11 protein-coding genes and 1 tRNA gene are annotated in these 14,741 nt (G+C 50.0%); 10 read left to right on the forward strand and 2 right to left on the reverse strand.

Annotated elements, in window-relative coordinates; all coding sequences use genetic code 11:
- The first annotated feature begins 95 nt into the window (after positions 1-95).
- The 3 genes from FHS17_RS17190 (at position 96) to FHS17_RS30915 (ending at position 2,608) form a co-directional block, all read left to right on the forward strand.
- Positions 96-1,838: an SGNH/GDSL hydrolase family protein gene (locus FHS17_RS17190; RefSeq protein ID WP_167279667.1), complete on the forward strand. Its 1,743-nt coding sequence runs from the start codon at positions 96-98 to the stop codon at positions 1,836-1,838.
- Positions 1,839-1,903: 65 nt separating this feature from the next.
- Positions 1,904-1,979: transfer RNA gene (locus FHS17_RS17195), tRNA-Ala, on the forward strand.
- A 500-nt stretch (positions 1,980-2,479) separates the two neighbouring features.
- A complete protein-coding gene (locus FHS17_RS30915; RefSeq protein WP_279590367.1) occupies positions 2,480-2,608 on the forward strand; it encodes a hypothetical protein in 129 nt (42 codons plus the stop codon).
- Positions 2,609-2,736: 128 nt separating this feature from the next.
- On the opposite strand, the gene FHS17_RS17200 is transcribed toward FHS17_RS30915, so the two are convergent.
- Positions 2,737-3,336 (reverse strand): TetR/AcrR family transcriptional regulator, encoded by a 600-nt coding sequence (locus tag FHS17_RS17200; RefSeq protein ID WP_167279668.1) that lies wholly within the window; start codon positions 3,334-3,336, stop codon positions 2,737-2,739.
- A 256-nt stretch (positions 3,337-3,592) separates the two neighbouring features.
- Between FHS17_RS17200 and FHS17_RS17205 the strand changes: the two genes are divergently transcribed.
- From FHS17_RS17205 to FHS17_RS17235, 7 genes are all read left to right on the forward strand, one after another.
- Positions 3,593-4,477 (forward strand): zinc-binding dehydrogenase, encoded by an 885-nt coding sequence (locus FHS17_RS17205; RefSeq protein WP_208420441.1) that lies wholly within the window; start codon positions 3,593-3,595, stop codon positions 4,475-4,477.
- Positions 4,478-5,106: 629 nt separating this feature from the next.
- Entirely contained in the window at positions 5,107-6,090 is a 984-nt protein-coding gene (locus FHS17_RS17210) for an ABC transporter permease (RefSeq protein ID WP_167279670.1), read from the forward strand.
- 15 nt (positions 6,091-6,105) lie between these two features.
- A complete protein-coding gene (locus FHS17_RS17215) occupies positions 6,106-6,987 on the forward strand; it encodes a carbohydrate ABC transporter permease (protein ID WP_167279671.1) in 882 nt (293 codons plus the stop codon).
- 63 nt (positions 6,988-7,050) lie between these two features.
- The gene (locus FHS17_RS17220; protein ID WP_167279672.1) at positions 7,051-8,619 is read left to right on the forward strand and encodes an extracellular solute-binding protein; all 1,569 of its coding nucleotides are present in this window, start codon (positions 7,051-7,053) and stop codon (positions 8,617-8,619) included.
- 68 nt (positions 8,620-8,687) lie between these two features.
- Positions 8,688-11,039: a glycoside hydrolase family 95 protein gene (locus tag FHS17_RS17225; protein WP_167279673.1), complete on the forward strand. Its 2,352-nt coding sequence runs from the start codon at positions 8,688-8,690 to the stop codon at positions 11,037-11,039.
- 117 nt (positions 11,040-11,156) lie between these two features.
- A complete protein-coding gene (locus FHS17_RS17230) occupies positions 11,157-12,929 on the forward strand; it encodes a sensor histidine kinase (RefSeq protein WP_243865439.1) in 1,773 nt (590 codons plus the stop codon).
- Complete coding sequence (locus tag FHS17_RS17235; protein ID WP_167279675.1) at positions 12,877-13,617, forward strand: response regulator transcription factor; 741 nt, start codon at positions 12,877-12,879, stop codon at positions 13,615-13,617. The genes FHS17_RS17230 and FHS17_RS17235 overlap by 53 nt, the downstream gene beginning before the upstream one ends.
- Positions 13,618-13,831: 214 nt before the next feature.
- Here the strand turns inward: FHS17_RS17235 and FHS17_RS17240 are convergent, their stop codons facing one another.
- Positions 13,832-14,671: a helix-turn-helix domain-containing protein gene (locus FHS17_RS17240; RefSeq protein ID WP_341805848.1), complete on the reverse strand. Its 840-nt coding sequence runs from the start codon at positions 14,669-14,671 to the stop codon at positions 13,832-13,834.
- Positions 14,672-14,741 lie beyond the last annotated feature (70 nt).

The raw sequence follows: 14,741 nt of genomic DNA on the forward strand, positions 1-14,741 counted from the left end.
TTATATAAAGCCTTTAATTTCTAACATGCGGCAGGACCGTATCGTTCTATATAATCAATGTAGATACGTCATATAGGAAAAGGTGATATCTTCAGATGGATAATAAAACGATAGAAGTGAAGACTGATGATCATAAAGGTCCAACGGCTCCTAAAGATCCGACCCGGAAGCGAAGCGGATTTTTTATTATGTTCGAATCCATTATTGAAGCAAGTACCCGCCTTGACGGAAAGTTCTCGCAAGAGATTTATCTGGAAGGACGGCTGAGTGACAAAGCGAATTTTACAGGTGGGGTCGAGGACGAGGAAATACTCGCACACCTGGCGAGCTGCAACGGGTTCCGCAAGCTGGTACATAGTATCGGAATCTCTGTGAAGGCGCATGACGAGCGAGAAGGTACGGAGATCTACTTTAGCCTCGAAAACTGGGGGAAGACAAACAAATACGAGTCAGGCACCAGGATCAGAATTCCTTGTGTGGCAGATGGTTCGGAAACTTTATTGATCCTGGATGAGTATGAGTGGTCATCGGATGATGATGTACCTGGAAAATTCACTTTTGAATTTGAGCAAGCAGGTGCACTTGCGACGGCGAGCATTATTTTGTACCTGAATGATGGGTTTGAAGTTCCGGAGATTACGCCAGAACCACCTATCGAGTTCGGGTCTGAAGCTTATCGCGGGATGATTACTAAGTCTTTAGTCAGCAAAGGTAATAATTATAAACTGAAAGCAGCAATTGAAAAAGCGAAAAGAGGCGAGGATGTAACGATCGCCTACATCGGGGGCTCCATTACGCAAGGTGCAGGAGCCAAGCCGATTCATAATACCAGCTATGCTTATCAAGCTTATGAGCGATTTAAGCAGCTGTTCGGCCATCCTGAAGCTGACCATATACATTTAATCAAAGCAGGGGTTGGAGGAACGCCTTCCGAGCTTGGCCTTGTTCGTTATGACAGGGATGTTCTTCGAGATGGTACGGTGGAGCCGGATATTGTAATTATCGAATTTGCCGTGAATGACGCAGGGGACGAAACGAAAGGGAACTGTTATGAGAGTCTTGTACTGAAGGCATTAAATGCTGCAAACGCTCCAGCCGTTATCCTGTTGTTCAGTGTGTTCCAGAATGACTGGAATCTTCAAGATCGGCTATCGCCTGTAGGCTGGCATTATGAGTTGCCCATGGTCAGTGTGAAAGATGCGGTTGTGGAGCAGTTCCGATTATCAAAGGCTAAAGGCAATATCATTTCGAAAAGGCAGTTCTTCTACGATATTTATCATCCGACGAATGCAGGCCATACCGTGATGGCAGATTGTCTTGGTTACTTGTTTGAAGAGGCGGACCGTTCTGAAGCCGAAGGGCTAGATATTATGATTGAGAAGCTGCCGGTTATCGGGAATGATTTTGTGGAGATACGATTGTTGGATAGGAGTAATTGCGAAGGCATTGCTGTGATTGAAGCCGGGAGCTTTATTGAAACGGATACTGATCTTCATATGGTGGAGTTGGATTTCGATTCATTCGGAACACCGCAGTTTCCTTTCAACTGGATGCATACGGCTGAAGCGGGAGATGGAAGCTTTAAGCTGACCATTCACAGCAAGCGGCTTATTCTCGTGTTCAAGGATTCTGGAAGTCAGGAATTTGGAAGTGCGGAAATTTTGGTTGACGGGCAGCATATGAAAGTTGCAGATCCTCATATCATCAACTGGACTCATTGTAATGCGGTTATTTTGTATAACGAGCAAGAATCCAAGGAGCATACGGTTGAGATTAAGATGGCATCAGGACACGAAGATAAACGGTTTACGATACTAGGATTCGGGTATGTGAAATAAGAATAAATGAGACTAGTAAAAGGATTGACAGTTTGGAAATGACTGTGCTATTATTTTGCTAGTCCGGGGCCATAGCTCAGCTGGGAGAGCGCTTGCATGGCATGCAAGAGGTCAGGGGTTCGATCCCCCTTGGCTCCACCAAATAAATAACTCTACGCAACCTATCAGAAGGTTGCGTTTTTTATTTGGCGGAATGGCAAGGGGGGGATGAACCCCTATAGGTTCGCCCGTGCGGACGGAGCGAAATATTTTATCCGGGGCCCCCGCAAAGTAATAGGAATATGCTTCGGAGATTGGCTTCACTTTGTGGGGGAAGAAAACGGCGTCTGAATCTACCGCTGAAAGTCCTCTTCGAGTAAGCTTCGTCAGCCATTTAAATAAAAGATTCAGACATCCCATGATGAGAAGTAACCTGTACATTCATTAACCTAACTGGGAACGTTAGTTGAGAACAACAAAATGGCAGCTGATCCAGCGTCAAGTATTTGAGGTGATCTAATGAAAGTCATTTTATGCCTTTTATTGATATTAATGACGTGGCGTCACAATCCGATCCCAGCAATTATATGTCCGAATCTTCTTATGCAGATATCATTAGTTTAGGGAATAGGGATTATGTCAACGCTTGGGAGCTGGCTTTGTTGGACGTAACGGAAATCAAAGAGATTGGGAAAGTCGACAGCGGAACTGTAATTGCTGAGGGCACACCGGTATATTCCACTCCGAGCTACCCAGATCATGATGTGGTTATCGTAAGAACTTTAGCATAATAAAGACAACTCCGCAGCCGGCTGACTGATCGGCTTCCGCTTTTCATTGGAAGGTAGTATAGTAAAACGCTGCCGATTACAATATTGCAGTTTCTGATGAATGTGCGATCAATTCGTATCGTTAGCGATTACATTTTTTTATCGATAAACGCAAATCTGCCTGCGCCTTCTGCCAGCACGGCTACGACGCGGTGGGTCATTTCGTCCACACTTATATCCTCATAAGCTTTGCTCCATTGTACCGCGGCGCCGAATATCGACCAGCTTGTCATGAGAGCCATCGTATCGACGTGGATGGTCCAATCAGCCTGGTCCGCCCGAAGCCGTTGCAACCAGTGTTGCAGCAATTCGGCTAGCTCGTCACGGACCGACCTCTCGAATAGCAGATTGATCGTATCGATCGGGCTGCACCGACCGTATAGCGAGCGAACGTGTTCCAGTACTATTCGGACCAGCACGCGCAAATGCTCAGGATTCCAACCTGCATCCGGTGGAAGTTCACGCCCTAGCATATGGAGAAATTTATCACGGATGGACTGCTCCAGCAACGCGAATTTGTCCGGAAAATGAGCGTAGAACGTCCCCCTGTGTACATCTGCACGGTCGGTAATATCCTGGATTGTCATCGCGGTAAATCCCTTTTCCCGCATCAGTTCCGCGAACGATTGCTTCAGCAGTAACTGCGACCGCCTCCGCCGTCTATCGGCTTCATTCCTCTCAGTTCCCATCGCTTGTAACGCTCCTCGCTTGACGTCAACGGAGCTCAAGAGCCGACAGCCCCGACAGCCCCGACAAAATCGTCGATTTGTCAGGTAAACGACTTGCGGGCTGCATTGTCCGTTGTTACCAGTCTCCGATTTTATTACTATTGTAATGAACGTGGCCCGTTAATTCAATGAAGCGAAAGAGGGATAAATGATCATGGCGATGGAAATACCCCAGAAAATCAAAGCGATCCGATATTTTACTTACGGAGGGCCGGACGTGTTGCGTTACGAAGAAGTACCCATTCCGGCGGCAGGTAAAGATGAGGTTCTCGTCCGCGTTCATGCAGTCGGCGTCAATCCAGGCGATTGGCAGATCCGTTCGGGCTTGGCAGGTGATCGGTTCAGACTTCCTTATATTCCTGGCTGGGATGTATCGGGAGTCGTTGCCAGTGTGGGTGCTGGAGTAACGAGTTTTCATCCGGGGGATGCCGTTTACGGGATGACCGTCAACAGTGGGGGTTGCGCGGAATATGTCGTTGTACCGGCGGGGAATTTGGCACTCAAACCTGAATCGGTTGATTTCGTCGAGGCGGCAGCTCTGCCTCAGTCTGGCTTTACTGCTTGGCATGCGCTGTTCGTACAAGGGAAACTAGAGAAGGGACAAGCGGTGCTGATCAACGGTGCCGCCGGGGGAGTCGGCCACCTAGCGGTCCAACTCGCCCGATGGAAGGGGGCGCGCGTCATCGGAGCCGCTTCTGCCCGTAACGAGCCATACTTGCTTGATCTAGGCGTCAATGTGTTTGTCGACTATACATCCATTCTGCCGGCAGAGATCGAACATAGCGTGGACATTGTCCTCGATACAGCGGGAGGAGAAAAGGTAGACTGGCTACTGAATACCCTAAAGCCGGGAGGCCGCCTCGTACCGATTACGTGGGGGCGCTATTCATCCGATAGCGCGGCAAAAGCGTCTGTAACGGTCCAGGAGGTACAGTACACGCCGATCACTACTGCTTATCTAGACGAATTGACCCGCCTAGTTAACGGCGGACAATTGAACATAACGATCGACTCTGTTTTCCCTTTAGAGGAAACTGCCAAGGCACATGAAAAAAGTGAGAGCCGCCGAGCGCGCGGTAAAATCGTCATCCGCGTGCTGTAATGGTAAAACCAAAGGGTTTTGCATTTCAAAAAGGGTTAATCTAGCCGACCAGCTTTACTCTATATCTTTTAACCGGGTGGTTGATTTCCTCACATATGAGCAGCGTGCACAGCCCTTTTTAGATGAAACCGATTATGACGTATTCCTGAAGCAGACTCTACGTCTCTGATATAGTCAAGAAAGGATGCTAAACCCTCAAGATTATGCTGGAACTTAAAGACCTTGCCATACGGTAATCCACGTTTTAAAAAGGCTTGTGCATGACTCTCTCCCTTAGAAATATCCATACCAATGCCCAAGCAGGGAAGAGTGAAATAAAACCGCTTGTCGCTGCAGTTTAATCCGTGATCAAAGCAGAACTAGGCCGCACTAGCATTGGCCGGTAGATGACCCTCGGAATTCGTCAATTCGTCGGGGGTCATCTGTTTTTTGTCCAGAAACGGAAGCGTACGAGGGACGATATCGCCGCGTTCTATGCGGTTCGCAAACCGATTTGAACGGCGGCAACGGGATGCTATTGTCCGGGCACCTTGCCATCCAATCTTCAAAAATGACAACGCTTTCTTAAGAATGTTGGCTTTCGACGCTCTGATTCGAAGAGTACACTTAAAAACAAAGGAGGAGCAGATATGGAATTGGATACACGCGTAACCGGAATTAAGGGAAAAACAGAACAGCGAACGCAGTTTTGGAAGCGGTTTAAAAAACAAAAAACGCTGCACCTGTTCGTTGGGCTCGGCATGATATTTTTGCTTGTCTTCGCCTATACGCCGATGTTCGGCATTCTAATGGCATTTAAGCAGTATTCCATCTCTACCGGAATTAAGGGCATTTTTACAAGCGAATGGGTGGGATTAAAGCATTTCAAGGAGTTCTTTAATGACTATCAGTTTGGAACAATCGTTCGAAATACGCTGGCATTGAGTCTGCTAAAAATCCTTTTTGCTTTTCCGGCTCCCATATTGCTGGCCATTCTATTAAGCGAAGTGAAAAATTTGAAGTTTAAGCGTTTTGTCCAAACGATCAGCTATTTGCCCCATTTCATCTCGTGGGTTGTCGTCGCAGGCATCGCTTTCGCCTTCCTGTCCACGGATATCGGGATGGTCAATAGAGCGCTTCTAGGGCTAGGCATAATCGACAAGCCGCTTGACATATTGACGAACCCCAAATATTTCTGGGGACTGGCGACTGGAAGTGCCGTCTGGAAGGAGATGGGCTGGTGGACGATTATCTTCCTGGCCGCCATAGCGGGCATTAACCCGTCATTATACGAAGCCGCGCAGATCGACGGAGCGGGCCGCTTGGCTCGAATTCGCCATATTACGTTCCCTGGAATGAAGGGAACGATCGTCGTTGTACTTATTCTGACGATCGGAAGCATTCTGGGCGGAGGACTGGTGGGCTCTAACTTCGAGCAGGCGTTTCTGTTCGGCAACAGCATCAACAATCCGACCTCGGAGATCGTGCAAACTTATGCGTTTAAGGTCGGATTAAGAGACGGGAGATTCTCCTATGCGGCAGCGATTGATTTGATCCAGTCCGTCATTTCCGTCATCCTGATTTTCTCCAGCAACTACATTGCCAAACGCACTTCGGGATCAAGTCTATTCTAGGAAAGGGGAGCGTGCATGCAGCTCAGCCAAAAACAAAAAGATCGTATCATGGACACTATGATTTATGCATTACTAGCCATTCTGACGTTATCGATGCTTTATCCGTTCTATTACGTCCTGATTCTTTCCTTCAATAAAGGAACCGATTCGCTTCTTGGGGGCGTCTATCTATGGCCAAGGACCTTTTCCTTTGAAAACTACGCGCGATTTTTGGATGACCCCCACTGGTACCGTGCTTTTTTGGTCACGATTATGAGAACGCTTGCGGGAACCGCCCTAGGTGTCCTTTTTACCTGTTTGGTTGCTTATGGGCTGTCTCACCGCGATCTGCTGTTTCGCAAAGGTTATTTCACGGTCATTATATTCGCGATGTACTTTTCCGGCGGTTTGATACCGTATTACGTCGTTCTGCGCTCACTGGGGCTGCTGAACACGTTTGGTGTCTATGTCATTCCTTCCATGTTAAGTACGTTTTTTCTGCTGATAGCCATTTCGTTCTTTCAGGAAATTCCGAGTGAACTCAAGGAGTCGGCTTACATGGACGGGGCTACCGAGCTCGTTATTTTCTACCGGATCATCCTTCCCGTCTCGATGCCGCTGATTGCAACCATGTCGCTTTTCTTGGGGGTTGGTCAATGGAACTCTTGGCTGGATTCTGCTTACTTCGTGCAGTCGGAAGGTCTGCGGACGCTCGCTTTCCGGATGATGGAGGTTATCAACAAGAGCAATGCGCCGATGGACGCTATAGCTGTTGCGAACAGCGCTTCAGCGGGTGTCACCAGCTATTCGCTTCAGGTAGCGGCTATGGTTATATCTATCGCGCCTATCGTGTGCGTCTATCCGTTCCTCCAGAGGTTTTTCATTCAAGGCATTATGCTGGGTTCCGTGAAGGGTTGATTTTGTTGGCATGATATTAAAGCGTTTGCTTTAATATAAACATCACTTGTTGGAGGGGTTATTTTGAAAAGAAACAAAGGGAAGAAGGCACTGCTCTTATCGCTCATCCTAATGATGACGATAGCGCTGATGTCCGCATGCGGAAATAACAACGATGGTCAAGTCAATAACTCGGTGGTGGGGAGCGAACCGCCCGCCAAAAGCAATGAGGTGAAGGAGCTGTCCTTGTTTATCGATGCCTCCTGGTATCCGGTGAAGGAGTGGAAGGGGTCGGTTGCCGAAAAAATTACCGAAAAGACGGGAATCAAGCTGAAAGTGACAGTAGCGACGGACGACAAGCAGCTTCCGCTCATGATCGCATCCGGCGATCTCCCGGATCTGGTTTTTACTAACGCGAACATCGAACGGATGTCCGATTCGAAGCTTTCTTATCCTTGGAACGAGCTAATCGAGAAATACGCGCCTGACTTTAAGATCGACCCGACAAGAATTGCGATACACACGATGGATGACGGCAATTTCTACACGGTGCGCAATTCTTTCGCGACCCAGGAGGAAATGGCGAATAACAAATACTCGGTCGGCAGCGACGGCAACCCGGGAATAGCAGTGCGCGAGGATATTCTGAAAGAGCTGGGGAATCCGCCGATCGACACCATCGATAATTTCATAAAGGTTCTGGGCATGGTCAAACAAAAATACCCGGATATGATTCCGCTCATTATGGACAAGGACTGGATCGAGCAATACTTCCTGCAGCAGTTCGGCGTCGAAGGTCTTCTGGACGGCTGGTACGAACGGGACGGAAAAGTAGACTACGCGATAAGGCAGCCGGAAATGCTGGAATTTTTCAAGTTTATGAATCGGCTTTACCGCGAAGGGTACATTCTGGCGGAGAACTTCGCCTATACGAACGATCAGATCGACGATCAGTATGCGACCAGCGGGAAGGCGTTCGCGCATAGCCATACGGTCAGCATAGCGGACATGGACAATATCAAGGTCAAAAACGCCGGCGGTTCGTATACGTTCCAGATGCTGCCGAGCGCAATCTCGAAAAGCACGAAAGCGGTCAGCTCGGGACTGGGCTTCGCAGGTACGTTCATCACGAAGAAAAACAAGGATCCCGAGGCGTCGATTAAATTCCTTGAATATCTTGCAAGTGACGAAGGAAAGAAATTGACGATGTTCGGCGTCGAAGGCGAGCATTGGACTTGGAACGAAGAAGGTTATCCGAATTTGAAATACGATCCGTCCGATGCCGATTTCGTTAACAGCAACGGAATCAAATGGTGGTATCTGTACAACGACGGCGTTATGGAAGGAATGCTGAGCTATGTGCCGGGGGCTCAGAAGACGAAGGCCTTGATGGAGAGAAAAGCGTTTACGGTTTACAAACCGGAGCTCGGCTTGATCCAATTGCAGCCGGATTCGGACGAGAAGACGATTAAAACGAAGATAGACGAGATGATCAAAAACGAGAAGGTTAAAATCTACTTGGCGAAGTCGGAGGAAGAAGCCGTGGCAAACTACGAGAGCATGGTGAAGAACGCCGAGAAGATCGGTCTGGAGCGCTTGGTGGATTGGGCTAACCAAACCTATCAGAAGAAGAAGGATTTGTTTAAAAAATAAGACTGGGTCCGTCAGGAGCGCTACGCGTTCCTGACGGACTTTGCACGCTATATTGCAGGTGAAGGCAAATGGGAGAACGGAAAGGCGGGAAAATGATGAAGCTGGAGTATGATTCGCCCGGTACGGCATGGAAAGAGGCTCTTCCGATTGGCAACGGACGGCTGGGAGCAATGGTGTTCGGAGCAGCGGAAACGGAAAGAATCCAGATCAACGAGGAGACGTTGTGGTCGGGGGCGCCGCACGATTATAACCGGCCGGACGCGGGGCAATATTTGCAAGAAGTCCGGAGCTTGATTTTCAATGATCGGATCGAGGAGGCGGAGCGGCTGTTTCTGGACCGCATGATGGGCGAGCCGATCCATCTGCAAGCCTACCTGCCTTTTTGCGAGCTGAATCTGGCGTTCCCCGGGCATCGCGAGGTTACGCGATATCGGCGTGAATTGGATCTGCGGCGGGCGGTGGCGACCGTATTCTATGAAGCCGACGGATGCGAATACACGCGCGAAATCTTCTGTTCCCGCCCGAGCGGCTGCCTGGTGATTCGGCTTTCGTGCGGCGAGCGGGGCAGTATCGCCGTAGACGTGTCTTTGTCCAGCGTCCACCCCGATGCATCCGTTCAATCGGACGGCAGCCGTGCGATTCGGCTGACTGGACGGACCGGAACGCGCAAGGGTCCAAGAAATTGGAGCGGCTCTTGGGAAGGTCCGGGACTCCGATTCGAAGGGAGGCTCACGGCTTTTTGCGAAGGCGGCTCGTGCGCGGCCGGCGACGGCGTCCTGCGCATAGCGGAAGCGAGTGCCGTAACCCTCGTTTTTTCCGGAGCGACAAGCTTCTTGAACTACCGGGACATGGGGGGCGATCCTTCGGTATTGAACAATCGGTATATGGCGCGCGTCTCCGAACGACCTTATCGCGAGTTGCTGGACGAACACGTCGAAGACCATAAAGCCTTGTATGAACGAGTCTCGATAAGGCTGGGGGGAGCCGGGGCGGACGAGCGAACTGGCGGCAAGCGGCGTCCGACGGATCGGCGCGTACTCGACATTCGGGAGACGGAGGACCCGTCGCTCGCCGCGTTATATTTTCAGTTCGGCCGGTATTTGCTCATTGCGTCTTCCAGACCGGGCGATCAGCCTTCCAACTTGCAAGGCATATGGAATGAAGAAGAATGGCCGGAATGGGGTAGCAAATGGACGACCAACATCAACGTCCAGATGAATTACTGGCCGGCGGAGGTCGGAAACTTGCCGGAATGCCACCTGCCGTTGTTCGATCTGATCGACGATCTTCGCGTCACCGGCGCGCGCACGGCGGAACTCTATTACGGCGCGAAGGGCTTCGTCGTCCACCACAATACCGATTTATGGCGCGCCGCGGCCCCTGTCGACATCCATGCCGGAATATGGCCGATGGGCGGGGTATGGTTGGTCCAGCACTTATGGGATCACTTCGAATACAATCCCGACCTTGACTTTCTGAGGGTACGGGCTTACCCTGCCATGAAAGAAGCCGCCCGATTCGTGATGGACTTCCTGGTGGAGGCTCCCGAAGGCGTCAAATTCGCCGGTCTGCTGATTACCAATCCTTCCTATTCGCCGGAGAACGCGTATCGGGACGGCCGCGATCGAAGAAGGCATCTCACGATCTCGTCCACGATGGACGTGCAGTTGATCCGAGACTTGCTCGAACGTTGTTTGATCGCAAGCGAGCTGCTGGGCGAAAATTCGGCGTTTGAACACGAAATCCGAAAGGTTCTGGACCGGATCCCCCCCATGCAAATCGGACGATTCGGCCAATTGCAGGAATGGCCGGAGGATTGGGATCGACCGGAAGATTCGAACGGCCACGTTTCTCACCTTTACGGCTTATATCCCGGCAATCAGATATCCGAGGATACGCCCGAAACGTTCGAGGGGGCGCGCAAAAGCCTCGAGCTTCGCCATCGGAGCAAGGACCGAATCCTGGCTTGGCCGGCTGCTTGGCGGATAGCGCTGCACGCCAGATTGCGAGACGGGGAGAGCGCGCGCAAGCGGCTCGTCGATCTCTTGGCGGGATCGACCAATCCGAATCTGCTCAATCAGCATGAGCCGTTTCCGATGCAGATCGACGCCAATTTCGGCGGAACCGCGGGCATTGCGGAAATGCTGCTGCAAAGCCGATCCCGCTATCGAAACGGAAAAGCCGAATACGAAATCGAATTGCTTCCTGCCTTGCCGGAAACATGGCCGGAAGGCTCCGTCTCGGGCTTTCGCGCCAGAGGGGGATTCGAAGTCGGCATGACTTGGGCGGAAGGAAGCTTAATCGGAGCCGAGATCCGTTCCCTTTGCGGAATGCCTTGTACGCTACGCTATAGGAAGCGATCGATCCGATACACCGTGAAGGCTGGCGAATCGTTTCAATTTGATCCGTTCTCACGTTAACCGGGGGTTGCGGAATTGCAAATCTGGAAGGGATGCGCCTCTATCGGAATTCTTTAGTACATGATATGTTAACGATATATGGATTCCGCATCGGAGGGAAACGCCGCCTTGAGCATCATGCGCAAAATCGTGCTTGGTTACGTGATTATGATCTTTATCCCTGTTCTGGCATTCGGTTATCACTATTACACGCAAATCTACGGCAACCTGACGCAACAATTCGTGGAGAGCAGGCAGAAAATCCTGGAGCAGGCTTACGCCAATCTGAAAACGGATTTCGCCCGAATTCAGTCGGTCCACCGGGTGCTGCAATACAATCCTTACTTGACCGATTATCTGGACGGTGTATACGAATCCGACGCGGACAGCATCTACGCGTTGACCCGCTATATTCTCCCGCTTAACACGCAATCGATGTTCGCTAATCCGGAGATCGAATCCATCGTCATTTATAAGATGAAGGATCGGGTATTGCCCATAACCAATCTGTTTCGCGATCGGTCTATGCTGGATCCGCAAACGGAACAAACCGTCTCGTCCCTGAAAGCCGGACAGGGGAAATGGCTGCGCGCCGATCCCGCGGCGTCGGATCCCGACCTGATCTATTACCAGTACATTTACAATACGCAAATTACGGAGCGAATCGGCCTTCTTGAAATTCGGGTACGCAAAAGTTTAATCCATAACTTCTATGCGGCCGCGGGTGTGGAGGGAAGTTGGAGAGCGTTGCTGTTGTCCGGACAGGGCGATCCGTTGACGAACGAAGCGCCGGCGTTGGACAAGAAGACATTGCGTCTTCTGCAAGCGGATGACAGGAAATTTTTTATCAACCGGCAAACGATCGTCAATCAGCTGAAGCTCGAGCCGCTGGACGTTCGCGTCATCGTCACCGGTCAGGTGGGAGACGTATTCCGTTCCGTGAAGAAGAAGGAAATCGTCTTGGTGACGATGATCGTGCTGCTGTTGATCGCTTTATCCATCGCCTATTACCTGCTGGCTTCGACGATTACCAAACGGATTCTTCGGTTGGCCCGGCATATGCGTACGCTGAACGACAATAACCTCAGGCAGCTGACGATCAAAAACGGCAAGTTCGAAAAGGATGAAATCGGCTTCCTGATCGTCACCTATAACGCGATGGTCCGGCGAATGGACGAGCTCATCAACAACGTCCACCGAGCTGAAATGCGCAACAAAGAAGCGGCATACCAGGTGCTGCAAGCGCAGATCAAGCCTCATTTCCTCTATAACACGCTCGAGACGATCCGCATGGTCGCCGAGGCTAACGACGACAAGGAAGTCGCCGATATTTCCTTCTGGTTCGGGAAACTGATGCGGTACAGCTTGTCGTCCGCGCGGGAAGAAACGGTTCTTGCGAAGGAAATCGAGATGGTTTCCTTTTATATGAACATCCACAAAATGAGGCTCCAAAGCAGGCTGACTTTTGAAATTCAAGTTGCACTGGATGCCGAACGGCTGGCTTGTCCGCGATTCCTTTTGCAGCCGCTTATCGAAAATGCGATCGTGCATGGAGCTTCTGCCGTCCTTCGACCCGTCCATATCTCGCTGCAGGCGACGGAAACGGAAAGCGAGATTACGATCGACGTTACCGACAACGGCAACGGGATTACGCCGGAGAAGCTTCTCGCGCTTCGCGAACGTCTGTCCAGGCACGACGAGCCTAGAAAGGCAGAGGAGCGGATCGGCGTAGGTTTGAAAAATGTCAACGAACGAGTCAAAAGCTTCTTCGGAGGAGAATCCCGACTGGAAATCCTCAGCGAGTCGGGCAAAGGAGCCTGCTTGCGCATTATCATCGTGAAAAGGAAGGTGGCGGACGTTGAAGATCTTGATCGTAGACGACGAACCTTTGATTCTGAAAGGGTTAGTTAAAATCGTCGAGGAAGTCGCGCCTGTCGGTTCCGACATTTGCTCGGCCATCAATGCCCCGGAGGCATTAGAGACAATGAAGCGCTTTATGCCCGATGTGACGATAACGGATATCCATATGCCGGAGAAGAACGGATTCGAATTAATTCAGGAGGCCAAGCTTGAGGGGTTATGCGATCGATTTATTATCCTGACCGGCTATGACGAGTTCGACTATGTCCGTCAGGCTCTTCGCTCGGGCGTCGTGGATTACTTGCTGAAGCCTTTGGACAAAAAGGAAATCGCGTCCCTGCTGAGCCGCGTGAAGGAGGAGCTTCCCGCCGCATCGGATTCGGATTACAGTCGGCACGCCGAACGGATATTGGCCTATTTGCAAATGAACTATATGAACGATCTGTCCCTCGACCATCTTGCGGATCGCATGAGTCTGCATCCGAATTATATTAGCAGCTTGTTCAAGAAGGAGACGGGAGACACTCTCGTCAATTACTTGAATGCGTTACGAATCCGGGAAGCGCAAAAGCTGCTGAAAACGCAGCCTCATTCGACCGTTTGCGCGATCAGCCGGCAGGTCGGCTTCGATACCAAGCACTACTTCGCGAAGGTGTTCAAAAAATACACGGGAACGACTCCCGGCACCTACCGCGAAAATCAAGAAGAAATCGAACGTCATGAATCGCCTAATACCTGAAGGTTTTCTTCATTCGCGCTTCACAGGCGAACAACTTAACCATTCCTTGCTTCATTTTCTGACGGGGATTAATTTCTTGAAACCAGAAAGTTTATTGTTCGCCAACATATCTGGATTAGATGAAGAGGTAGACGCTATAAAAACTGAAACTCCAGTTTCATCCACCTCATCAGCGATTGGTTTAAATCCTCCTGCCCTTTGCTTAGTTTCTTGCTTATCTGTGGCGGTTACGGATATAACGTCCTGGAGGCATTCCTTCCGATTTCGTAAATTGCTTGGTAAAGGAATAAATATCCCCATAACCAAGACTAACGGCTACGTGTTTAATGGGGAGTCCGGCGAGGAGCATCATTTTGGCCTGTTTCATTAAATGTTCAATGTGGTACCGCTGAGGGGAAACTCCGGTTGTGGCTTTAAATAGCTTCCTGAAATTCTCATAGCCCATATTTACAGCTGCTGCGGCTTCCTTAATATCGTAATGGATATCATTGGCGCCGCCGATTAGTTGGCAAGCTTTTGAGATTTTATGATCATTGTGCTCTCTCTGAGTATGATGTACGCTGCCGTGCAAACGGATAATGAGTTCTTGAGCTTTCATCAGCAAATAGGGGAGCCTTTCATCTACAGCGGCTTTAAGAGAGTTAAGCAGGGCGGCAAATTCATTCAAAATATCGCTTGTATGTCGTGTCGGCTGCACCTCTTGGTCGGAATTTATGATGCCTAGCGTTTTGAGGTAATGATAGACAGGATAACCTATGCTGATATAAAACTCGATCCATTCCCCATTCGGCTCGATTTCGGTGGAGTGCATACGATCGGGCAAACGTTGTACCAGATCCCCTGCTTGCATTTTAATAACAGTGCCATCCTTTGAGATAAATCGTCCGTTGCCTTGCAGGACCAACAAACAGCTGTAATATCCGATCCTGAAGTCATACTGGGAGCGCTCTGCCGTTCTTTTTCTCATAAAGCCGCATGACAAAATGCCCTGGTCGAAATCGTCTCCGATACACCGGTATACGACATCGTTTTCTTTTATAGCATCGAAATTCATATCGTCACTGCACCTACCAAAATGGATAAATGAATTACCAGAACTAACATTTTATATGAAAACTTGTCCT

This window comes from Paenibacillus lupini (genome assembly GCF_011761355.1).
Classification (GTDB): domain Bacteria; phylum Bacillota; class Bacilli; order Paenibacillales; family Paenibacillaceae; genus Pristimantibacillus; species Pristimantibacillus lupini.

Coding starts and splice junctions, on each gene's coding strand:
- FHS17_RS17190 (WP_167279667.1), top strand. CDS start 96: ATGGATAATAAAACGATAGAAGTGAAGACTGATGATCATAAAGGTCCA.
- FHS17_RS17200 (WP_167279668.1), bottom strand. CDS start 3,336: ATGGGAACTGAGAGGAATGAAGCCGATAGACGGCGGAGGCGGTCGCAG.
- FHS17_RS17210 (WP_167279670.1), top strand. CDS start 5,107: ATGGAATTGGATACACGCGTAACCGGAATTAAGGGAAAAACAGAACAG.
- FHS17_RS17215 (WP_167279671.1), top strand. CDS start 6,106: ATGCAGCTCAGCCAAAAACAAAAAGATCGTATCATGGACACTATGATT.
- FHS17_RS17225 (WP_167279673.1), top strand. CDS start 8,688: ATGGGAGAACGGAAAGGCGGGAAAATGATGAAGCTGGAGTATGATTCG.
- FHS17_RS17230 (WP_243865439.1), top strand. CDS start 11,157: ATGCGCAAAATCGTGCTTGGTTACGTGATTATGATCTTTATCCCTGTT.
- FHS17_RS17240 (WP_341805848.1), bottom strand. CDS start 14,671: ATGAATTTCGATGCTATAAAAGAAAACGATGTCGTATACCGGTGTATC.